Raw genomic sequence first — 19,441 nt, 5'->3', positions numbered from 1 at the left:
AGGCGGCCCGGTCATGGAAAAAGTAGGGGCGGCCGTTACAGCCGCCCGTCTGGATCAGTCGCGCTCGAGGCACATGGCAACGCCCATGCCGCCGCCAATGCACAGCGTGGCGAGGCCTTTCTTGGCGTCGCGGCGCACCATTTCGTGCAGCAGCGTGTTCAGGATGCGCGCGCCGGAGGCACCGATCGGGTGGCCGATGGCAATCGCGCCGCCGTTGACGTTCACGATCTCGGGGTTCCAGCCCATATCCTTGTTCACGGCGCAGGCCTGCGCGGCGAAGGCTTCATTGGCTTCGACCAGATCAAGGTCTTCTGCCTTCCAGCCCGCCTTTTCCAGCGCTTTGCGGGATGCATAGATCGGGCCGACGCCCATGATCGATGGGTCCAGACCAGCCGTTGCGTAGGAGGCGATGCGCGCGAGCGGCTTGATGCCACGCTTTTCTGCATTGTCAGCCGACATCAGCAAGGCACCGGCAGCACCGTCGTTCAGACCGGAAGCGTTGGCCGCCGTGACCGAGCCGTCTTTGGTGAAAGCCGGGCGCAGTTTCTGCATCGCTTCCATCGTTGCGCCGTGGCGGATGTATTCGTCTTTATCGACAACGATGTCGCCTTTGCGGGTCTTCACGGTAAAGGCTGTAACTTCGTCGTCAAACTTGCCAGCCTTCTGTGCGGCTTCGGCTTTGTTTTGCGATGCAACGGCGAATTCGTCTTGCTGCTCACGGCTGATCTGCCATTTTTCGGCAACGTTCTCGGCGGTTTGACCCATGTGGTAGCCATTGAACGCGTCCCACAGACCGTCGCGGATCATGGTGTCGATGTATTTGACGTCGCCCATTTTGTGACCGGCGCGAAGATGTGCGGCGTGGGGGCTGAGGGTCATGTTTTCCTGACCACCTGCTGCCACAATGTCGGCGTCACCCAGTTGGATGTGCTGAGCGGCCAAAGCCACGGCGCGCAAGCCAGAGCCGCAGACCTGGTTCAGCGACCAAGCCGCGCTTTCTTGCGGAAGACCAGCGTTGATGTGGGCCTGGCGCGCAGGGTTCTGCCCTTGCGCGGCTGTCAGAACCTGACCGAGGATCGTCTCGGAAACCTCACCTTTTTCGATGCCGGCGCGGGCAACGATTTCCTCAAGCACGGCTGCGCCGAGGTCATGGGCAGGCGTGTTGGCGAATGATCCGCCAAAACTTCCAACAGCCGTCCGGGCTGCGGAGGCGATTACGACATTGGTCATATTTGGTCCTCTTCAAGTCAGTTCCTGACGAGGACCAAGGTGGGCATTCTTATATGCCAGCCACCATGTGACGGGCCTCGCCCCATCACTGCGACTCGTATGTGCTGGAAAAACAGGGTTCAACGGGCGTTTCGTCTCACTTTGTGATTTGATTGGCCGGAAATAGGATGGCTTACGCTGTTTTTTGCGCCGCCGGCTGTCGCCACGGTGCCCGGATCGAGGGCGGGGCAAAATGATATCCTTGCAGGCAATCAACCCCAATCGAGGTCAGAAAATCGGCGTCCTCCGCCGTCTCGACCCCTTCGGCAACTGTAAACATCTCAAACTGCTGTCCGATCCCTGTCAGGGCTTTCACCAGAACCTGATTATCAGGGTCATGGTGAACATTGCGCACGAACTGACCGTCAATCTTGAGGATGTCGAAGTAGAAATCCTTGAAATGGCGAAGTGAGGTGAACCCCGCGCCGAAGTCATCAAGGGCAAAAGCAATGCCGCGCGACTGCAGATCATCCATGAAAGAGCAGACCAACTCAGGCACGGTCAGCGCCGAGGTCTCGGTAATCTCAAGGATCAGCCGCTCACCAATTGTTGGGCAGCGCCGCAATCCGGCATTCAGCACGTCCATCCATTCGCGATACCCGATAGAGCGCGCAGACATGTTGATCGACAGGCGCAGCCCCGGTTCTTCTGCCAGCGAGGCCAGGCCCATTTCCAAGGCGCGGCAGTCGATCTGGCGGCCAAGTTCCACTTCTTCGATCTGGTCGATGAATTGCCGCGCTGGAATAATCCGCCCGGTTTCATCCATCACGCGGATCAGCCCTTCGTAAAAGGCGACGCGTTTGTGATTTTTGGCCTGCACGACGGGTTGATAGGCCATCATCACGCGTTTCAACGCGACGGCACTGCGCACCATTTCCATCACGTTGCGGTCGCGTTGTTGTATGGCCATAGACAGCGGGCTTGTCCGTTTGCCCTTCTTTCCTTTGTTTTGCCGCATCGACGGGACCTTCGTGTGGAATCATGCTTTGTGCCCAAGCTGCGCCATAATCCCTAAGAGCCGGTAAAGATTCACATTTTGTTCTAATTGTCGTAATCAGGGCTCAGGACAAAGACGAAAGGGCTTTTCATGGGCGAGCGATGCGGCTGGGTCGGGCAAGAGCAGATTTATATCGACTATCACGACACCGAATGGGGCGTGCCCGAATGGGACAGTCGCGCGCTTTGGGAGAAGCTGATCCTGGATGGGTTTCAAGCGGGCCTCAGCTGGATAACCATCTTGAAAAAGCGCGAAAATTTCCGCGAGGCGTTCAATGGGTTTGATCCGCGCGAGATCGCCGGGTGGGGCGCGCCTGAGGTGGAGCGGCTGCTCCAGAACCCGGGTATCATTCGCCATCGCGGCAAGATCGAAGCGACCATCGGCAATGCGCAAGCGTGGTGCCGGATTGAGGATCGGATCGGATTTGATACGTATCTTTGGAATTATATGGGCGGCACACCGCTCCAGAACAGCTTTCGGACTTTAGAAGAGGTGCCCGCTGCGACGCCGCTTTCGACGCAAATCTCGAAGGATCTGAAGAAAGAAGGCTTCAAATTCTGCGGTCCGACGATTGTTTATGCGTTCATGCAGGCGGTGGGCATGGTCAACGATCATCTGATCACCTGTCCGCGCCACAAAGACGTCGCCGCTTTAGCTTTGCGCAAGTAGCGCCGCGATAATCGCTTTCGCGCTGTCACTGTCCCATTCGGCATCGCCGATCAGGCGCGCAATCTCGCGGCCCTCGGGATCAAGAATGACCGTGATCGGCAGGCCCAGCACCGCCATCTCGCGGGCCAGCTTCTGACGTGGGTCACGGTAGAGGGGCAGATTATCGACGCTGATTTCATCGAAGAACTTCCGCATGCCGGTCAGCGAGTTGCGACCGGTGGCGATGGTGACCACCTCGAACGTATCGCTCTGAAATTCGGTCTGTAGGTTCGACAGCATCGGCATTTCGTGACGGCAGGGCGCGCACCATGTGGCCCAGAAATTCAGCACCACGTATTTGCCGCGATAGGCTTCAAGCGACAGTTCGGCATCGCTTGCGTCAACAAACGCGGTTGATGGCACGACTTGTGGGTCTGAATGGAAGGTCAGCTTCTTCATGTCGCCTTCGCGCAGGGCCTCAAGCGCTGGGTCGGCATGTGCTGCAATTGCACCAAAGGCGAGGGCCGTATAGAGAGCCAGAGACTTGAGATACATTTTCCCTCCGAGGGTTCAGGACGACATGACAGACAGCGCTAATACAATGTGGGGTGGCCGGTTCTCCGGTGGGGTCGACGCCATCATGGAGGCGATCAACGCGTCCATAGATTTCGACCAGCGGATGGCGGCGCAAGACATTGCAGGTTCACGCGCCCATGCGAAGATGCTCGCCGCACAGGGTATCCTGACCAATAAGGACGCCGAGGCGATCCGGGAAGGCCTCCTCACAGTGTTGTCAGAGATTGAAACGGGGGATTTCCCGTTCTCGAAAGCGCTGGAAGACATCCACATGAATGTCGAAGCGCGTCTGAAAGAGATTATCGGAGAGCCCGCAGGCCGTTTGCACACGGGCCGGTCGCGCAACGATCAGGTGGCGACGGATTTCAAACTGTGGGTCCGCGATCAGCTGGATGCGGTGGACGGCGCGTTGGCGGCGTTGATGACCGCGCTTGTCGGGCAGGCCGAGGCCGGGGCCGATTGGGTCATGCCGGGCTTCACCCACTTGCAGGTCGCGCAGCCGGTCACATGGGGCCACCACATGTTGGCTTATGTTGAAATGCTGGGCCGGGATCGGTCGCGCTTTGCGGATGCACGGCGGCGGATGAACACATCGCCCTTGGGAGCGGCTGCCTTGGCGGGCACGTCCTTTCCGATTGATCGGGAGATGACCGCGAAAGAGCTGGGCTTTGACCGCCCCGCGGCCAATTCGCTGGATGCGGTGGCGGATCGCGACTTTGCGTTGGAGTTTCTTGCCGCGTCCTCCATCTGCGCGATGCATCTGAGCCGCTTGGCCGAAGAACTGGTGATCTGGTCCTCGGCGCAGTTTCGATTTGTGACGCTGTCCGACAGCTTCTCCACCGGGTCTTCAATCATGCCGCAGAAGAAAAACCCTGATGCGGCCGAGCTGATCCGCGCCAAGGTGGGGCGCATTTTCGGGGCCAATGCGGGTCTGATGATGGTGATGAAGGGGCTTCCGCTGACCTATTCCAAGGACATGCAGGAGGACAAGGAACAGGTCTTTGACGCGGCCGACAACCTGATGCTGGCGCTGGCTGCGATGGAAGGCATGGTCAAGGACATGACCGCCAACCGCGCAGAACTGCGCGCGGCGGCGGCCACCGGCTTTTCCACCGCGACGGACCTTGCCGACTGGCTGGTGCGCGAGCTGGGCCTGCCGTTCCGCGATGCGCATCACATCACCGGATCGTTGGTCGCACTGGCCGAATCCAAGGGCTGCGACCTGCCGGATCTGAGCCTTGAGGACATGCAATCCGTTCATGCTGATATCACGAAGACAGTTTTCGACGTTCTTGGGGTGGAAAACTCGGTCGCGTCGCGCATGTCTTATGGCGGCACGGCACCGACACGTGTCCGCGAACAAGTTGCCCGCTGGAAGGAAATCCTTGGATGAGACCGCTTCTTCTGATCGCTCCACTGATCCTCGCTGCTTGCGGCGCCGATGGCCCGCCGACGCCCCCGCCGCCAAAAGACGCGGAGGTGATCGTTCCGGCAGAGCCAATCACGACCCCGACGGACACCTCGACCGTGGAGGGCGACCTGTCGCGCCCCATCGACCCCTCGACCGTGACTGAGGGCGCATAGATGTCGCCGCTCCGCCTGACATACCTGGCCCTCGCGATCTGGGGGTCGATCCATCCGATGTATTACTTCATCAGCTGGTTCAATGAGAACGGCTATGACCTGATGGCGATGGTCGATGCGTGGCACGTGAATGCGGCAACAAGCGGGCTGGTCTGGGACCTGACGATTGCCGCCGTGGCCCTGACGGTCTTCATCATTTCCGAGACGCTGGTGCGCCGGAACTGGATCGCCCTCATCGCGATCCCGGCGACGTTCTGTATCGGCGTCAGCTGCGGTTTGCCGCTGTATCTGTTCCTGCGTTCACGACCGGTTTAGGGGCCCGCCTAATGGATCATTTCCTCTATCGAGACGGCGTTCTTTACGCTGAAGATATCCCCGTGTCCGAGATTGCGGCCAAGGTTGGCACGCCGTTCTATCTGTATTCGTCGGCCACGCTCTTGCGTCACTTCACGCTGTTTGATGACGCGTTGGATGGCATGCCGCATCTGGTGTGTTTTGCGATGAAATCAGCCTCGAACCAGGCAATCCTCAAGCTGTTGGCGGATGCGGGCGCAGGTATGGATGTGGTCTCTGGCGGCGAATATATGCGGGCCAAGGCGGCAGGTGTTCCGGGCGACAAAATCGTTTTCTCCGGCATTGGGAAGACCGCGGATGAGATGCGTCTCGCCCTCGAAGGCGGGATTCGGCAGTTCAACGTCGAATCTGAGCCTGAGATGCAGGTGCTGTCTGCTGTCGCCACGCAACTCGGCAAGACCGCCCCGATCACTGTCCGTGTGAACCCCGACGTGGATGCGAAGACCCACGCCAAGATCGCGACGGGTCGCAAGGAAGACAAATTCGGCATTCCCATCGCACGCGCGCGCGATGTTTATGCGCTGGCCGCCTCGCTTCCCGGTCTCAAAGTGATCGGAATCGACGTGCATATCGGGTCGCAACTCACCGAACTGGCCCCGTTTGAAGCGGCTTATCAGAAGGTTGCCGAGCTAACTGAGCAACTTCGCGCCGATGGACACGAGATTACGCGTCTGGACCTCGGCGGAGGTCTGGGCATCCCTTACACGCGCTCGAACGAGGCGCCGCCACTGCCCACAGAATACGGCGCGCTTATCAAGAATACCGTCGGCCATCTCGGCTGTGAGATCGAGATTGAGCCGGGGCGCCTGATCTCGGGCAATGCGGGCATCATGGTCAGCAAGGTGATCTATGTGAAATCGGGCGAAGGGCGCGATTTTCTTATATTAGACGGGGCAATGAACGATCTGATCCGCCCCGCGATGTATGAGGCTTATCATGACATTATCCCGGTGATTGAGCCTGCTCCGGGTGTCGATCAGCAGCCCTATGACATCGTCGGGCCGGTCTGCGAAAGCGGCGACACATTCGCCAAGCAACGCGATATGCCGCCTCTGAAAGCGGATGATCTGGTGGCGTTCCGTTCGGCCGGTGCCTATGGCGCTGTTATGTCCAGCGAATACAACACCCGCCCCCTGATCCCCGAAGTTCTGGTGCAAGGCGATCAATTCGCTGTCATTCGGCCCCGTCCCACCTTTGACGAAATGATAAATCGCGATACCATTCCCGAATGGCTTTGATCGCTATCCCGCGATGTGAGCCTTTGGGAATGATGTATGGCCAACACCACCCCTTTGCCTGATACCACCACGCGCGCCCTGCGCTGGCCTATTCGGTTGACCCGTCTCGGCATGCTGGCCGAGCGTGTCTTGCGGGGGTTCTGGCCACTTTTTTCGATCATTTTCCTTGTTGCTGCGCTCCTGATGATGGGCGTGCAGGACGAACTTGCGGTGGAGGCCGTCTGGGCCATCGCCGTCGCGTCCTTCGGCGGGGCGCTTTACGCGGTCTATTACGGCATCCGCAGTTTCATATGGCCCACCTGGGACGAGGCGTTGGACCGGTTGGATCAAACGCTTCCCGGTCGTCCAATTGCAGCGATCACGGACACGCAGGCCATTGGGTCGCAAGACCCCGCTTCGCAAGCCGTGTGGGACGCCCATATCGACCGAATGGCCGAGCGTGCGAAATCTGCCAAGCCGGTTCAGCCTGATCTGACCATCGCCCGCCGCGATCCGTTCGCGCTGCGCTATGTGGCCCTTTTGGCGTTTGTCACAGCGTTGATTTTCGGCTCTGTCCTGCGAGTGGCATCGGTCACGCAAATGACCCCCGGCATGGCGGATCAACTGGCCACGGGCCCTGCATGGGAAGGCTGGGTTGAACCGCCCGCCTACACTGGCGCACCAAGCCTCTATCTGAACGACATCACCAATGACGCATTCCGCGTTCCCGAAGGCAGTCGCCTCACGCTGCGCCTTTATGGTGAAGTGGGCGCGTTGACCGTATCCGAGACGGTGTCTGGCCGAACTGAAGATGTCGGCTCTGCCGCTGATATCAATCAAGAGTTTGAGGTCACGAAAAGCGGCACATTGTCCATCGACGGGCAGGGCGGGCGCAGCTGGAATATCGTCATGGTTCCAGATAGCGCGCCGTCCGTCTCGCTTTCCTCCAATATGGAGTCCGAGGCCGACGGCCAGATGCAACAGCGATTTCTGGCGACGGATGATTTTGGCGTCGTTGGCGGCACAGCGACGATCAACATTGACCTTGTGAATGTCGACCGCCGTCACGGGTTGGTTGTCGATCCAGACCCGCGTGAGCCGATTGTGCTGGATGCGCCGATGCCGATCTCTGGCAATCGGGCGGAGTTCGAAGAAACGCTGATCGAGAACCTGTCGGAACATCCTTTCGCGAACCTACCTGTGACGTTGCAGATCGAGGTTGAAGACGCGCTGGGCCAGACCGGTCAGACAGCCCTTGCCGAGGTCACGCTTCCGGGCCGCCGCTTCTTTGATCCGCTTGCGAAGTCGGTGATCGAGCAGCGCCGCGACCTGCTTTGGTCAAAGTCCAACGCGCCGCGCGTGGCGCAGATCCTGCGGACGGTCTCGCATCGCCCGGAAGATATCTATCGTTCAGAAACCGCCTACCTGCGCACCCGCATGATCATCCGCCGCCTTGAGGCTTTCGCGGCGTATGGTTTTGGCGATGAAGAGCAGGAAGAGATCACGCAGGCCCTTTGGGATCTGGCTATTCTGCTTGAAGATGGCAGCCTGTCGGACGCGCTGGAGCGTCTGCGTCGCGCGCAAGATCAACTGTCTGAGGCGATGCGCGACGGTGCCAGCGACGAGGAAATCGCAGAGCTGATGCAAGAACTGCGCGAGGCGATGCAGGACTACATGCGCCAGCTTGCCGAACAGTCAGACCCGCAGGATGGCCAGCAAAGCGCCGAAAACATGCAGGAGATCACGGGCGATCAGCTGCAAGACATGATGGACCGCATTCAAGAGCTGATGGAGCAAGGCCGTATGGCCGAAGCGCAGCAGCTTCTTGATCAGCTCAACCAGATGATGGAGAACATGCGCGTCACTCAAGGCCAGCAAGGTCAACAGGGCCAGCAAAGCCCCGGTGAACAGGCGATGGAAGGTCTGGCCGAGACGCTGCGCGAACAGCAGGGTCTGAGCGACGAGGCCTTCCGCGATCTGCAAGAACAGTTCAACCCGAATGCCCAAGCGGGCGAGAGCGCGCAGAATGAAGGCCGTTCTGGCGGGCAAGGTCGTGGGCAAGAGCACACCCAGCAGGGGCAGGGCCAGGGTCAGGGCGAACAGCAGGGCGAAGGCCAGCAACCCGGTCAGCAGCAAGGCTCTGGCCAGGGTCAGGCGCAGAACCAGCAGGACGGGCAAGGGGGCCCGGGCAGCCAAGCCGACACCCTCGCGGATCGTCAGCAAGCCCTGCGCGATGAGTTGAGCCGTCAGCAAGGCAGCATGCCCGGTGCCGGAACGCCGGAAGGCGATGCGGCGCGTGAGGCGCTGGGCCGGGCCGGTGAAGCCATGGATAATGCCGAAGAAGCGCTGCGCCAGAACGATCTGGCGGAGGCGATTGATAATCAGTCAGCAGCGATGGAAGCGCTCCGTGAAGGGATGCGCAACCTGGGCGATCAGATGGCCCAGCAGCAGCAACAGCAAGGTCAGGGCGAGCAAGGCGACCAGTTCGGTCAGAACGCCCCCAGCCAACGCGACCCGCTTGGTCGCGAGCAAGGCAATAGCGGCGGTCAACTTGGCACCGAACAGGGGCTTTTGCAGGATGAAGACGTCTATCGCCGTGCCCGCGATCTGCTTGACGAAATCCGCCGCCGCTCTGGCGAGACAGAGCGCCCCGAGGTCGAACGCGACTATCTGCGTCGCTTGCTGGACCGCTTCTGATCTGGGCGGCCAGACACCCGAGCTTTGCATCCGGATGTCTGCCTTACCTCACCAATACGCCGGATCGTTCAGCGCCTCGACACAATGAGACGATCCTTTAAGAGGCGCGAAGCCGTCGCCTTTCAACGACTGCCCAAGCCACCCATGGGGATAGCGCAACGGTAAGGGCGGTTGAGCCTGCGCGTCGGTGATCTGAGCAAATCCGACCTTTGTGTAGTACTTGATGTTGCCATAGGTCAGCGCCACATCGACGCCCGCGTCCCGCAGATGCTTCAGGCCGTAGTGCAAAAGCTGCTGCCCAACACCTTGCCCTTGATGGCTGGCGCCGATGGCGACAGGGGACAGCACAAACACCGTCCGAGGGTCTTGCGGATAGCTGATGCGCGTGAACATGATCGCGCCAACGATCTTTCCAGCCTCAAGGGCCGTGAAAACCAGCAGATCGTCCTTCGCGACAGTTGCCAGAATGTCAGCCGCCATCCGGCCGACCAACTGGCCTTCTGCATCGCCCTCCGAGGCGGCGAAGGTCGACGTGATCAGCGCGACAATCTCGCCGCCGCGCTCTTTGAAATTGGACGTAAGTTCCATTGTCTGGTCCTTTCGTGTTGTCTGTTAGCGTTGGTTCAGTTGCGCGCGCACGGCTTTGATCCCCAAACGCGAGGCGCGGTAGGGGCGTCCGTTTTGCGAGCGGATAAAGCGCCGTTTCTTGAGGCGCAGAAACACGGGCATCGTGCAGTCGGTTAAGACGTGACCAGCGCGCGTGTAACAGGTGACGGAACGTATTTTACCGTTCTCGCACCGTTCATGGTGGATGGATCCACCAAGGGCGAGTTCGTGCAAAACACGTTGTTCGTGCTTTGAGATATTCAACGGAGTGTCTCGATTTTATGAGAGTATACGAAATGAAGGCCACCCAGCGTCGCGCGTGCGTGTCCTTATCTGTTACTGACGTTCCTGAAAGGTGAGATCAGGAACGGGCTTATGCCCGGGGCTCTCGCATAAAATCTCCATCACATCAGGCGAAGGCCTGCTGCTGATGTAAGGGTAAGTATCAGGATGGGCGCGGGCAAGATGTGCCGCGCCACGCGGCTCCAACCGTGGATTTTTGGCCACGGCGGTCGGTCAACCCTCGCCACCATTCATCGTGTCGACGGCTATTTTCAGCTGGTTGTCGATGCTGATCCGCAATTGATCGACCTGCGCGACATAGCTGGTCAGCATGTCCGCCAGACCCGGCATCGCGGCACTGATCTGCGGCGCATAGACATAAGTAAGGGTCAAAGCAGCGGCGATCATCAAGGCCAGACCAAAGCCGATCCGAAAGCCACGACGGCCCTCGTTCACCGGTTCCTCGACTGCATCCGATAGCGGGACCGACGCATGCTCCAACCCGCCGCGCAGGGTCGAGTTGATCTCTTCAATATCGGGCAGCAATTCCTTGCGCGTCGGCTCTGCCGGTGGTTCCGGGGCGCTTTCGGGGTCTTCCGGATCCAGACCGCGCAGGCGGGCCATACGCTCGCGCGCCTGCACATCGCGGGGGCTTTCCTCCATCGCGCCGGACAGGCCTAAATCCTGTTGATATTCAAGGGCTTCAGCTTCTGCCTTGCGCGCTGTTTCCTCGTAAGCAGCTTCTTCCTGCAGCACCGCTTGCACGTCTTCGGGCAAGGGGCGTCGCGTGGGTTCACGCTGTGGTTCGGGCGCATCATCAAGGTCGCCATCGGTAAGCTCGTCTTCGTCTGCCGGGGGGCTCAGATCGACCTCTTCGGGGATCGGATCCTCGTCTGTTTCGTCCTCGACAGGGGTCTTTGCAGAGGTTTGAAACCACGTGTGCCCACAATTGGAGCATTGCACATCGCGCCCGTCTTCCGGGATCGCGTCGTCACCGATTTCGTATTGCGCCCCGCAATTCGGGCAGATCAGTCGCATCAGGCCCCCCTCGCCCAGTGTCCACCTTGGTTCATGCCATTTGTAGCAACCATTTGACGAAGGGCAATGAAATTGAGCTTCAGCATGATTGAAACCGAACCGTTGTTGAGGCATGACAACGGTTAACCAAACGCGGGGTGGAGACGTGATCGAGTTGCAGGAGGCAGGCTACGGCTATGACGGGAGCGCCCTGCTATCGGGCATGTCGCTGACGTTGGCGCCGGGCTCGTTTCACTTTCTGACCGGTCCGTCCGGGGCGGGCAAGACGACGTTTCTCAAGCTGCTTTATGCTGAACTGACCGCGACCAGCGGGCGGGTGCATATCTTTGGTCAGGACCCCAGACAGCTAAGCCGGGACGAGGTGTCGGACATGCGCCGTCGCATTGGGGTCGTGCATCAGGATTGCCAGTTTCTGGATCACCTTTCGATGCGCGAAAATGTGGCCTTGCCTCTGACCGTTGCGCGTCGTGACGTGAGCGCAGAGGCTTCAAATCTTGACGAACTGCTCAGCTGGGTGGGGTTGGCGCAGCAAGCGCGTTCACTGCCGCCAGAGCTGTCGGGTGGTGAACGGCAGCGCGCCGCCTTGGCCCGTGCGGTCATCACCTCGCCTGAGATCGTGTTGGCCGACGAGCCGACCGGCAATGTTGATTGGGAGATGTCCCAGAAGCTGCTCAATCTTCTGGTGCAGCTTAATAAAATGGGCAAGACGATCGTTATCGCGACTCATGATCTGAACCTGATACGGGCTGCGAAAGCGCAAGTCGCAACACGCGTCCTGCGGATCGTTGGCGGTTCGATCCAGGCCGCTGGAGCGGACTTGTGAACGCGCTTCTCTCTCGTCTCAACGCGCTCATGTCGCCTGAAAGCGGTGCTGACCGTGTCGTTCCGCCCAGCGGCTTTACGGCCTCACTGACCATGTTCAGCGCAGGCGCGATGGCCTTTCTGGCGGTTTTTGCGATGGCCCTGTCACTCGCCACGTCCCGGCTGGCGGATCGTTGGGGGGCCGAGCTTGCGCGCAGCTCCACCGTCCGCATCTCCGCGCCCGAGGAACAGATGGCTGCACAAACAGCCGCGGTCGTCGCGATCCTGCAAACAACACCGGGTGTCCGCGCGGCCCGCGCGCTCACCGATGAAGAGCAAACTGCGTTGCTTGAGCCGTGGTTTGGGCCCGATCTGCCGCTTGATACCTTGCCCGTTCCGCAACTGATCGAGGTGATCGAGGACACAGACGGGTTCGACCCCCAAGGACTGCGCTTGCGTCTGCAAGCCGAGGCGCCCGGCGCTGTTCTGGATGACCACACCCGTTGGCGTCGCCCATTGGTTGATGCCGCGAACAGGTTGCGCACACTTGGTATCATGTCCCTCCTGCTGATTGCTGCGACCACAGGCGCGATGATTACGCTGGCTGCAAACGCCGCCCTTTCGGCCAATGCGCAAGTGGTGTCGGTGCTGCGCCTTGTGGGCGCGCGCGACCGCTATATCGCCAACGCCTTCGTGCGTCGCTTTACCTTGCGCGCTTTGGTTGGTGCGCTGGGCGGCACTGCGCTGGGAATGATCTCCATCGCGCTCTTGCCCGAAGCCTCGACGGCTGGGGGGTTCCTGACCGGGCTTGGCTTTCAAGGCGTGCATTGGTTCTGGCCGCTGATCGTGCCGCCGCTGGCCGCCCTCGTCGCACTCATCGCCACGCGGGCCGCCGCTTTGCGTGTTCTGAAAGGGCTGACCTGATGGGTTACGCAATCCAGTGGCTGCGCTCGTTGATTTTCAATGCGCAGATGTATCTGATCATGCCGCTCTGGGGTTTGGCCTTCTTCCCATGGGCGCTGGTTGATCAGCGCGGCGCATTCGTCTGCTGCAAGTCTTTCTCGCGCTACATTCGATGGACAGCTTCCTGGATGATCGGCCTCAAGGTCGAGATCCGAGGCACACCGCCCACAGGCAATGTGCTGGTCGCCGCAAAGCACCAGTCTTTCCTTGATGTGATGATGATCTTCACCGCTCTGCCGCGCGGCAAGTTCATCATGAAAAAGCTGCTCAAATACGCGCCCGTCGTGGGGCAATACGCTGTGCGTCTGAACTGCGTCATGGTGGATCGCGGCAAACGCGGCGCCGCCATCCAGAAGATGATCGAAGACGTTCGCGCGGGCCATGGTGAGGGCCAGCTGATCATCTACCCTCAAGGCACGCGCATCGCGCCGGGCGTCAAGGCCCCCTACAAGGTCGGCACGGCTGTGCTTTATGAGCAGCTTCAACAGCCCTGTGTGCCGGTGGCCACAAATGTTGGCGTCTTTTGGCCAAAGCGCGGAATCTACCGCAAACAAGGCACGGCGATCTTCGAGTTTCTCGATCCGATTGAACCGGGCCTGCCGAAGAACGTGTTTTTGCAGAAGCTCGAAGAGGTGATCGAGACCCGCTCAAACGCGCTGAATGCAGAGGCGGGCTTTCATGCGGATCGTTAAGGACATCCCGGCGCTTGAGGCGCTTTACGGCACGCCCGGAGAGGCCTCGCTCCGCAAGGTCGCGCCTTGCCTGACGCCGACCTATCGCAAATGGATCATCACCTCGCGGTTCTGCATCCTGACGACTGTAGGGCCGGATGGCACAGACGGCTCGCCGCGTGGCGATGATGGCCCCGTTGTGCGAGAGCTTGCTCCACAGACCCTCGCGCTGCCCGATTGGCGCGGCAATCAGCGCTTGGATTCGCTGCGTAATATTGTCGTCGATGGCCGCGTTTCGCTGATGTTCATGGTGCCGGGGTCAAACACTGTCGTGAGGGTCAACGGCTCTGCTGTGCTCAGCGATGACCCGGAGCTTGTCGGCCAGTTTGAACAAAAGGGCCGGCATCCAGCGACCGTGATCGTTGTGCGCATTGCCGAGGTCTATACCCAATGTGCCCGCGCATTGATCCGTGCAGGTCTTTGGTCGCGCGATGACAGCGCCGAACTACCCAGCGTGGGTGAAATCATGACGGATGTCACAAACGGGGATTTCGACGGTGTCACCTACGACGCTGATTGGGCTGCGCGCGCGGCGAAAACGATGTGGTAACGGCAGCATTTCACCGGTTTGCAGGATGGTCTGACCGGCTTTGATGACAGCACCTTCCGCCCGTGCCATCCTTGCCCCATGCGAATGCTTGCCGCTTTCAGCCTCTTTTGTGCCATGGCCATGCCCGCCGCTGCGTCAGGCACGCTTTACCTGAACATGACCGACGGCTCGCAGATCGCGCTCGAGCCGATGGCGGATGGCACAGGCTCTGCAGGCCTTGTGATTGCGCCAGATGGGTTGGGTTGCCCAATGATCCATGATGGCGAGGCGATTGAAAGCGTTTCGGTTGAAAAGCCAAACCGCCTGAACGCCGTGCATCCTTTGGTCCGACGCGAGGATCTTGTGAGGATATCGCCCGAAGGTCTGGGCGTTATCAACTGTGTGCGCTGCGCGACGTCTGATCCTGACCAGCAGCTTGTCGGCAACCGCGTGGCGTTCTCTGGTGAGAATATTCGCGCGACTGAAGGCGAGGGGATGACCAGATATCAAATCCATCCCGTCGCCTTCACCTTGCGCGTGCGCTGGCAACAAGGCGACCGTAGCAACCGCGCGCCCATCCTTGGGTTTGTGCTGCGCACAGAGCGGTGGCTTTTTCCGTTGATGACGATGCGGACAGCGGCGCAGTTGGGGCAACTCTCGGATGCGGACCCGGCGTTCGCAAAAGCGACAAACGGGCTTTATGCCAGCGATGGTGCCTGCCTGTCCCCGCTTTTTGCGGAATTGGCAGATCGGGCGCGTGAGGTTCCTCAACCCATGGAGCAGCAAACCCGAACGCGTTGGCGCCCCCTGTTATGTTATGATCCTGATCGCGATCTTACATTCCTGCACATGCCCGGCGGGATGAGCCGCTGTGGCGGGGACAGCTACCGTATCTCGGAAATGGATTATCTCGCACGCGAGATTGCCGACGGGCGCTGACAAGCGTCAGGCGGCCAGCCCTTTGCTTCCCATCGACAGGAATTTCTTGCGCCTGTTCGACAAGATCACCTCTGGTGCTTCATTGCTGAGGTCTGCCAAGGCCGCGGCAATCGCCTCGCGAACACTGTCGATTGCGGCGTCCTTGTCGCGATGCGCGCCACCCAGCGGTTCGTCGATGATCCGGTCACACACGCCCAGCTCCTTGAGGTTTTGCGCCGTCAGCCTCAAAGCCTCTGCCGCTTCGCGCATCTTTTCCGCGTCTTTCCACAGGATCGACGCGCAGCCTTCGGGGCTGATGACCGAATAGACCGAATGCTCCAGCATCAGAACGCGGTTGGCGGTGGCGAAGGCCACAGCACCACCGGAACCGCCTTCACCAATGATTGCGGTGATCAGGGGCACTTTCACCTGCAGGCATTTCTCGGTCGAGCGGGCAATCGCTTCGGATTGACCACGCTCTTCCGCACCTTTGCCGGGATAGGCCCCGGCAGTGTCCACCAATGTAATGATCGGCAGACCAAACTTGTCTGCCATCTCCATCAAGCGGATCGCCTTGCGATATCCTTCGGGACGGGCCATGCCAAAGTTCCGCTCTATCCGGGACTTGGTATCGTTCCCCTTTTCCTGACCGATCACAACGACAGGCTGGTCATTGAACCGTGCAAGCCCACCCATCACCGCATGGTCGTCGGCAAAGTTCCGGTCGCCGGCCAGCGGCGTGTATTCGGTGAACAGCGCCTCGATATAGTCTTTGCAATGCGGGCGGTCCGGGTGGCGTGCCACCTGACATTTCCGCCAGGGCGTCAGCGACTTGTAAAGATCGACCAGCAGATCCGCGGCCTTCTTGTCCAGCGCTTTGGCTTCATCCTCGACATCCATTTCCTCGTTCGAGCGCGCCATGGCCCGCAGCTCTTCGGCTTTGCCTTCAATCTCGGCCAGCGGTTTTTCAAATTCGAGGTAATTGGTCATCGGGGGCTCCAAACTCACTGCAGGCTATATGACCAGACGTTGCGGAAAGTTCAACTCAGCAAGATTTGTGAAACGGGCCTGTGTCATGACATCCTTGGAACGAGGGAGACGACGACCATGGCTGCAAGCTACCACGACCGTATTCTGCGCGTGCTGGACTACATCCACGAAAACCCGGCAGGCGATCTGTCCCTGGACCGGCTTGCGGATGTGGCCGCCATGTCGCGGTTTCACTGGCACAGGGTGTTTCACGGCATGACCGGCGAAACCTGTGCGCAAGCCGTGCGCCGTGTGCGTCTGCACCGCGCGGCCTGCATGTTGGTGCAAACCGATGCCTCGGTTGCCTATGTGGCTCAGATCTGCGGCTATGACAGCGTGCAAGCGTTCAGTCGCGGGTTTCGCAAGGGCTTTGGCATGTCCCCGTCTGCGTTCCGTGTCCGCGGTGATCTCAGATCGCCGCTCAACAGCCCGGAAAAAGGAGAAAGACCGATGTTTCTCGTAGAAACCACAACCACCCCTGCACTGACCCTTGCCGCCTTGCCGCACAAAGGCCCCTATCTTGAGGTGGGTCAGGCGTTTGAGACGCTGCAACAGATTTGCACCGCGCAGGATCTGTGGCCCCATGTGCGCGGCATGACGGGTGTTTACTATGATGACCCGAACGCTGTTGCGGCTGCCGATCTGCGCAGCCATGCCGGGGTGGTGATCGCTGATCCTGGCGTTATCCCTGACACGCTTGAACGGGTCGACCTGCCTGAGGGTCGCGTCGCCGTGATGCACTACAAAGGCCCCTATGCCGGTCTCAAGGCAGCCTATGATTACCTCTACGGCGTCTGGTTGCCCCAAAGCGGCGAAGAAACGCGCGATGCGCCCCCGACCGAGGTCTATCTGAACGCGCCCCATGACACCGCGCCAGATGATCTTCTGACCGATGTCTGCGTCCCGATCCGTTAACCAAAAAGAGCGCGCGTTAACCTTAACGCGCGCCCTCTTGCTGTTTCACTTTTGCGAAAATACTCCCGCCGGAGGCATCAGCCCGCTATCATCTCGGACTGGTTCACGATCACCTCGGCCTGCTTGATTGACGCGATATCGACCAGACGGCCTTTGTAAACCGTGGCCCCTTCGCCATTGGCTTTGGCGGTTTCCATCGCCTCCAAAATTTCGCGTGCTTCGGCGACCGCTTCTGCCGACGGTGTGAACACCTCATTGGCAAGTGCGACCTGCTTGGGGTGGATCGCCCATTTGCCGACCATGCCCAATGTGGCGGATCGTTTGGCCTGCGCGACAAACCCATCATCATCGCTGAAATCGCCATAAGGCCCGTCCACCGGAAGAACGCCATGGGTCCGGCAGGCGGCGACAATCGCGGCTTGTGCCCAGTGCCATGGATCACCCCAATGCTTGGTGCCTTCGTGGATGATGTAATAGTTTTCCTGCGTGCCGCCGATGCCGGTCGTCTGCATCCCCATCGAGGCCGCGAAATCCGCAGCACCCAGGCTCATCGCCGTCAAACGCGGTGAGGCCGCCGCAATCGCCTCCACATGCGCAATGCCTGCCGCACTTTCGATGATGACCTCAAAGCCCAGCGACTTCGTGCGCCCCGTCGCACGCTCAACAGCCGTCACCAGCGCATCGACCGCATAAAGATCCTCGGCACAGCCAACCTTCGGGATCATGATCTGATCCAGACGTTCGCCACCTTTTTCCAGCAGATCGACCACATCGCGATACCAATAGGGCGTGTCCAGGCTGTTGATCCGCACCGACAGGGTCTTGTTGCCCCAATCAACCGCGCTGATGGCCTCAATCACATTGGCCCGGGCGCTGTCTTTGTCCGACGGGGCGACGCTGTCTTCCAGATCAAGGTTAATGACGTCTGCAGCGCTGGCCGCCATCTTTTCGAAAATGGCCGGGCGCGAGCCGGGGCCAAAAAGCTGGCAACGGTTCGGACGGGCAGGGGGCGTGGGCTGGAGACGGAAAGACATAGCGGCCTCTTGGTAAGGAAATTTCGATTTTTTCGCCGCAAGAGTTAGAATATTGCTCAAATGCAAGCAACCGGATTCGTGCAGGTGCAGCGTAAAATGCGGCATTGCAGCAATACGAAGCCAGATATCCTGAGCTTCATTCTTCTTACGGAAGAATCTTCGAAAATGAGACTGAAATGTGCAGTTTTACGAAGCACTTTGCCCGGCGTATCGGCGAAACCATCTCAGACATTTGGAGGCTGCCATGCTCAAAACACCTTATCTGCTTTTTCTGGGCGATGCCCCTGATGCTCTGGCCGCAAAGGTTGCGCAAGGCATCAAGGACTGGCGTCCCGATCACGTGGTTGGCCAGTTGCGCTTGCCCGGCTGTGGCGCGGATATGAAAGTGGCCGATATGGGCTTGGAAGAGGCCTATGCCGCCGGCGCGCGCACCTTGGTTATTGGCGTCGCCAACCGCGGTGGCGTGATCTCGAAGGCGTGGATGGAGGTGCTCAAAGACGCGCTGCGCCACGGCTACGATTTGGCCAGCGGTTTGCACAACTTGCTCAAGCACGAACCCGAACTCGTCGCCTTGGCCTATGAGTTGGGCCGTGCACTGCATGACGTGCGGGTGCCGGAAGTGATGTATCCCATCGCCAATGGCATCAAGCGCGCGGGCAAGCGGTGCCTTGCTGTCGGCACGGATTGTTCGGTTGGCAAGATGTATACCGGCCTCGCCATGGATGCCGAGATGCGCAAGCGTGGCTTGAAATCCACCTTCCGGCCCACTGGCCAAACCGGCATTCTGATTACCGGCGACGGCGTTCCACTGGACGCGGTGGTCGCAGATTTCATGGCGGGGGCTGTCGAATATCTGACGTCAGATAATGATGCCGATCACTGGGATCATATCGAAGGGCAGGGCAGCTTGTTCCACGTCTCTTATTCCGGTGTGACGATGGCGCTGATCCATGGTGGCCAACCCGACGCGCTGGTACTCAGCCACGAGCCGACCCGCACCCATATGCGCGGCCTGCCGAGCTATGATCTGCCCTCTCTCGAGGCACTGCGGGACATGGTTTTGCCCATCGCGCAGGTTGCCAATCCAAACGTTCGGATTATCGGCATTTCGGTGAACACCCAACATCTGGCGGAAGACGATGCGCTGGCCTATCTGGCCGAGGTCGAAGGTCGTATGGGCCTGCCCACGGTCGATCCGTTCCGTCAGGGTGCGGGACGTCTGGTCGATGCGCTTGCGGCCCTTTAGGGTCAGC

At 59.9% G+C, this 19,441-nt stretch carries 21 protein-coding genes; 13 read left to right on the top strand and 8 right to left on the bottom strand.

The features are described 5' to 3' along the window. Window positions 1-54: 54 nt before the first annotated feature. Together KUW67_RS08610 and KUW67_RS08605 are read right to left on the bottom strand one after the other, a co-directional pair. Window positions 55-1,230, bottom strand: coding sequence for an acetyl-CoA C-acetyltransferase (locus KUW67_RS08610; RefSeq protein WP_224824893.1), 1,176 nt, complete (start codon window positions 1,228-1,230; stop codon window positions 55-57). Window positions 1,231-1,402: 172 nt separating this feature from the next. Further along, a complete protein-coding gene (locus KUW67_RS08605; RefSeq protein ID WP_224824892.1) occupies window positions 1,403-2,179 on the bottom strand; it encodes an EAL domain-containing protein in 777 nt (258 codons plus the stop codon). A 177-nt stretch (window positions 2,180-2,356) separates the two neighbouring features. Between KUW67_RS08605 and KUW67_RS08600 the strand changes: the two genes are divergently transcribed. Then, on the top strand, window positions 2,357-2,935 hold the full coding sequence (locus tag KUW67_RS08600) for a DNA-3-methyladenine glycosylase I (RefSeq protein WP_224824891.1): 579 nt from the start codon (window positions 2,357-2,359) through the stop codon (window positions 2,933-2,935). Here the strand turns inward: KUW67_RS08600 and KUW67_RS08595 are convergent. After that, window positions 2,918-3,469, bottom strand: coding sequence for a TlpA disulfide reductase family protein (locus tag KUW67_RS08595; RefSeq protein WP_224824890.1), 552 nt, complete (start codon window positions 3,467-3,469; stop codon window positions 2,918-2,920). The genes KUW67_RS08600 and KUW67_RS08595 overlap by 18 nt on opposite strands. 25 nt (window positions 3,470-3,494) lie before the next feature. Here KUW67_RS08595 and argH point away from each other — a divergent pair, with 25 nt between their 5' ends. The 5 genes from argH to KUW67_RS08570 are packed head-to-tail and all read left to right on the top strand — an operon-like array spanning window position 3,495 to window position 9,342. Further along, the gene (gene argH / locus KUW67_RS08590) at window positions 3,495-4,883 is read left to right on the top strand and encodes an argininosuccinate lyase (RefSeq protein ID WP_224824889.1); all 1,389 of its coding nucleotides are present in this window, start codon (window positions 3,495-3,497) and stop codon (window positions 4,881-4,883) included. Beyond that, on the top strand, window positions 4,880-5,074 hold the full coding sequence (locus tag KUW67_RS08585; RefSeq protein WP_224824888.1) for a hypothetical protein: 195 nt from the start codon (window positions 4,880-4,882) through the stop codon (window positions 5,072-5,074). Before argH ends, KUW67_RS08585 begins: the two co-directional genes overlap by 4 nt. Next, window positions 5,075-5,389 carry a DUF2834 domain-containing protein gene (locus KUW67_RS08580; RefSeq protein WP_224824887.1) on the top strand — a complete coding sequence of 105 codons (315 nt, stop codon included), beginning with the start codon at window positions 5,075-5,077 and terminating at the stop codon, window positions 5,387-5,389. It begins immediately after the preceding gene. A gap of 11 nt (window positions 5,390-5,400) precedes the next feature. Then, the gene (gene lysA, locus KUW67_RS08575; protein WP_224824886.1) at window positions 5,401-6,666 is read left to right on the top strand and encodes a diaminopimelate decarboxylase; all 1,266 of its coding nucleotides are present in this window, start codon (window positions 5,401-5,403) and stop codon (window positions 6,664-6,666) included. A gap of 36 nt (window positions 6,667-6,702) precedes the next feature. Next, the gene (locus KUW67_RS08570) at window positions 6,703-9,342 is read left to right on the top strand and encodes a TIGR02302 family protein (protein ID WP_224824885.1); all 2,640 of its coding nucleotides are present in this window, start codon (window positions 6,703-6,705) and stop codon (window positions 9,340-9,342) included. Window positions 9,343-9,390: 48 nt separating this feature from the next. Here the strand turns inward: KUW67_RS08570 and KUW67_RS08565 are convergent, their stop codons facing one another. The 3 genes from KUW67_RS08565 to KUW67_RS08555 all read right to left on the bottom strand — a co-directional run bounded on the left by KUW67_RS08565 (window position 9,391) and on the right by KUW67_RS08555 (window position 11,268). Further along, the gene (locus KUW67_RS08565; protein ID WP_224824884.1) at window positions 9,391-9,930 is read right to left on the bottom strand and encodes a GNAT family N-acetyltransferase; all 540 of its coding nucleotides are present in this window, start codon (window positions 9,928-9,930) and stop codon (window positions 9,391-9,393) included. 24 nt (window positions 9,931-9,954) lie between these two features. Further along, entirely contained in the window at window positions 9,955-10,182 is a 228-nt protein-coding gene (locus KUW67_RS08560; RefSeq protein ID WP_370634951.1) for a YjhX family toxin, read from the bottom strand. Window positions 10,183-10,464: 282 nt separating this feature from the next. Further along, window positions 10,465-11,268 (bottom strand): zinc-ribbon domain-containing protein, encoded by an 804-nt coding sequence (locus KUW67_RS08555; RefSeq protein ID WP_224824882.1) that lies wholly within the window; start codon window positions 11,266-11,268, stop codon window positions 10,465-10,467. A gap of 145 nt (window positions 11,269-11,413) precedes the next feature. On the opposite strand from KUW67_RS08555, the gene KUW67_RS08550 reads away from it, so the two are divergent. The 5 genes from KUW67_RS08550 to KUW67_RS08530 all read left to right on the top strand — a co-directional run bounded on the left by KUW67_RS08550 (window position 11,414) and on the right by KUW67_RS08530 (window position 15,231). Further along, window positions 11,414-12,091, top strand: coding sequence for a cell division ATP-binding protein FtsE (locus KUW67_RS08550; protein WP_370634950.1), 678 nt, complete (start codon window positions 11,414-11,416; stop codon window positions 12,089-12,091). A gap of 29 nt (window positions 12,092-12,120) precedes the next feature. After that, complete coding sequence (locus KUW67_RS08545) at window positions 12,121-12,993, top strand: ABC transporter permease (RefSeq protein ID WP_224825139.1); 873 nt, start codon at window positions 12,121-12,123, stop codon at window positions 12,991-12,993. Next, on the top strand, window positions 12,993-13,724 hold the full coding sequence (locus KUW67_RS08540; protein ID WP_224824880.1) for a 1-acyl-sn-glycerol-3-phosphate acyltransferase: 732 nt from the start codon (window positions 12,993-12,995) through the stop codon (window positions 13,722-13,724). The genes KUW67_RS08545 and KUW67_RS08540 overlap by 1 nt, the downstream gene beginning before the upstream one ends. Next, window positions 13,711-14,313, top strand: coding sequence for a pyridoxamine 5'-phosphate oxidase family protein (locus KUW67_RS08535; RefSeq protein ID WP_224824879.1), 603 nt, complete (start codon window positions 13,711-13,713; stop codon window positions 14,311-14,313). The genes KUW67_RS08540 and KUW67_RS08535 overlap by 14 nt, the downstream gene beginning before the upstream one ends. An 84-nt stretch (window positions 14,314-14,397) precedes the next feature. Then, window positions 14,398-15,231 carry a hypothetical protein gene (locus KUW67_RS08530; RefSeq protein ID WP_224824878.1) on the top strand — a complete coding sequence of 278 codons (834 nt, stop codon included), beginning with the start codon at window positions 14,398-14,400 and terminating at the stop codon, window positions 15,229-15,231. A gap of 6 nt (window positions 15,232-15,237) precedes the next feature. On the opposite strand, the gene KUW67_RS08525 is transcribed toward KUW67_RS08530, so the two are convergent. Further along, window positions 15,238-16,200 (bottom strand): acetyl-CoA carboxylase carboxyltransferase subunit alpha, encoded by a 963-nt coding sequence (locus KUW67_RS08525; RefSeq protein ID WP_224824877.1) that lies wholly within the window; start codon window positions 16,198-16,200, stop codon window positions 15,238-15,240. 117 nt (window positions 16,201-16,317) lie between these two features. Between KUW67_RS08525 and KUW67_RS08520 the strand changes: the two genes are divergently transcribed. Next, entirely contained in the window at window positions 16,318-17,154 is an 837-nt protein-coding gene (locus KUW67_RS08520) for a GyrI-like domain-containing protein (protein ID WP_224824876.1), read from the top strand. 77 nt (window positions 17,155-17,231) lie between these two features. Here the strand turns inward: KUW67_RS08520 and KUW67_RS08515 are convergent, their stop codons facing one another. Beyond that, the gene (locus KUW67_RS08515; protein WP_224824875.1) at window positions 17,232-18,188 is read right to left on the bottom strand and encodes an L-malyl-CoA/beta-methylmalyl-CoA lyase; all 957 of its coding nucleotides are present in this window, start codon (window positions 18,186-18,188) and stop codon (window positions 17,232-17,234) included. Between the two features lie 244 nt (window positions 18,189-18,432). Here KUW67_RS08515 and dgcN point away from each other — a divergent pair, with 244 nt between their 5' ends. Further along, window positions 18,433-19,434 (top strand): N-acetyltransferase DgcN, encoded by a 1,002-nt coding sequence (gene dgcN, locus KUW67_RS08510; protein ID WP_224824874.1) that lies wholly within the window; start codon window positions 18,433-18,435, stop codon window positions 19,432-19,434. Window positions 19,435-19,441 lie beyond the last annotated feature (7 nt).

Origin of the sequence: Cognatishimia sp. MH4019 (genome assembly GCF_020177595.1) — a bacterium.
Taxonomy (GTDB): domain Bacteria; phylum Pseudomonadota; class Alphaproteobacteria; order Rhodobacterales; family Rhodobacteraceae; genus JAHTBL01.
Note: the sequence above shows the minus strand (reverse complement) of the source record. Positions and strands in the feature narration are given on the sequence as shown.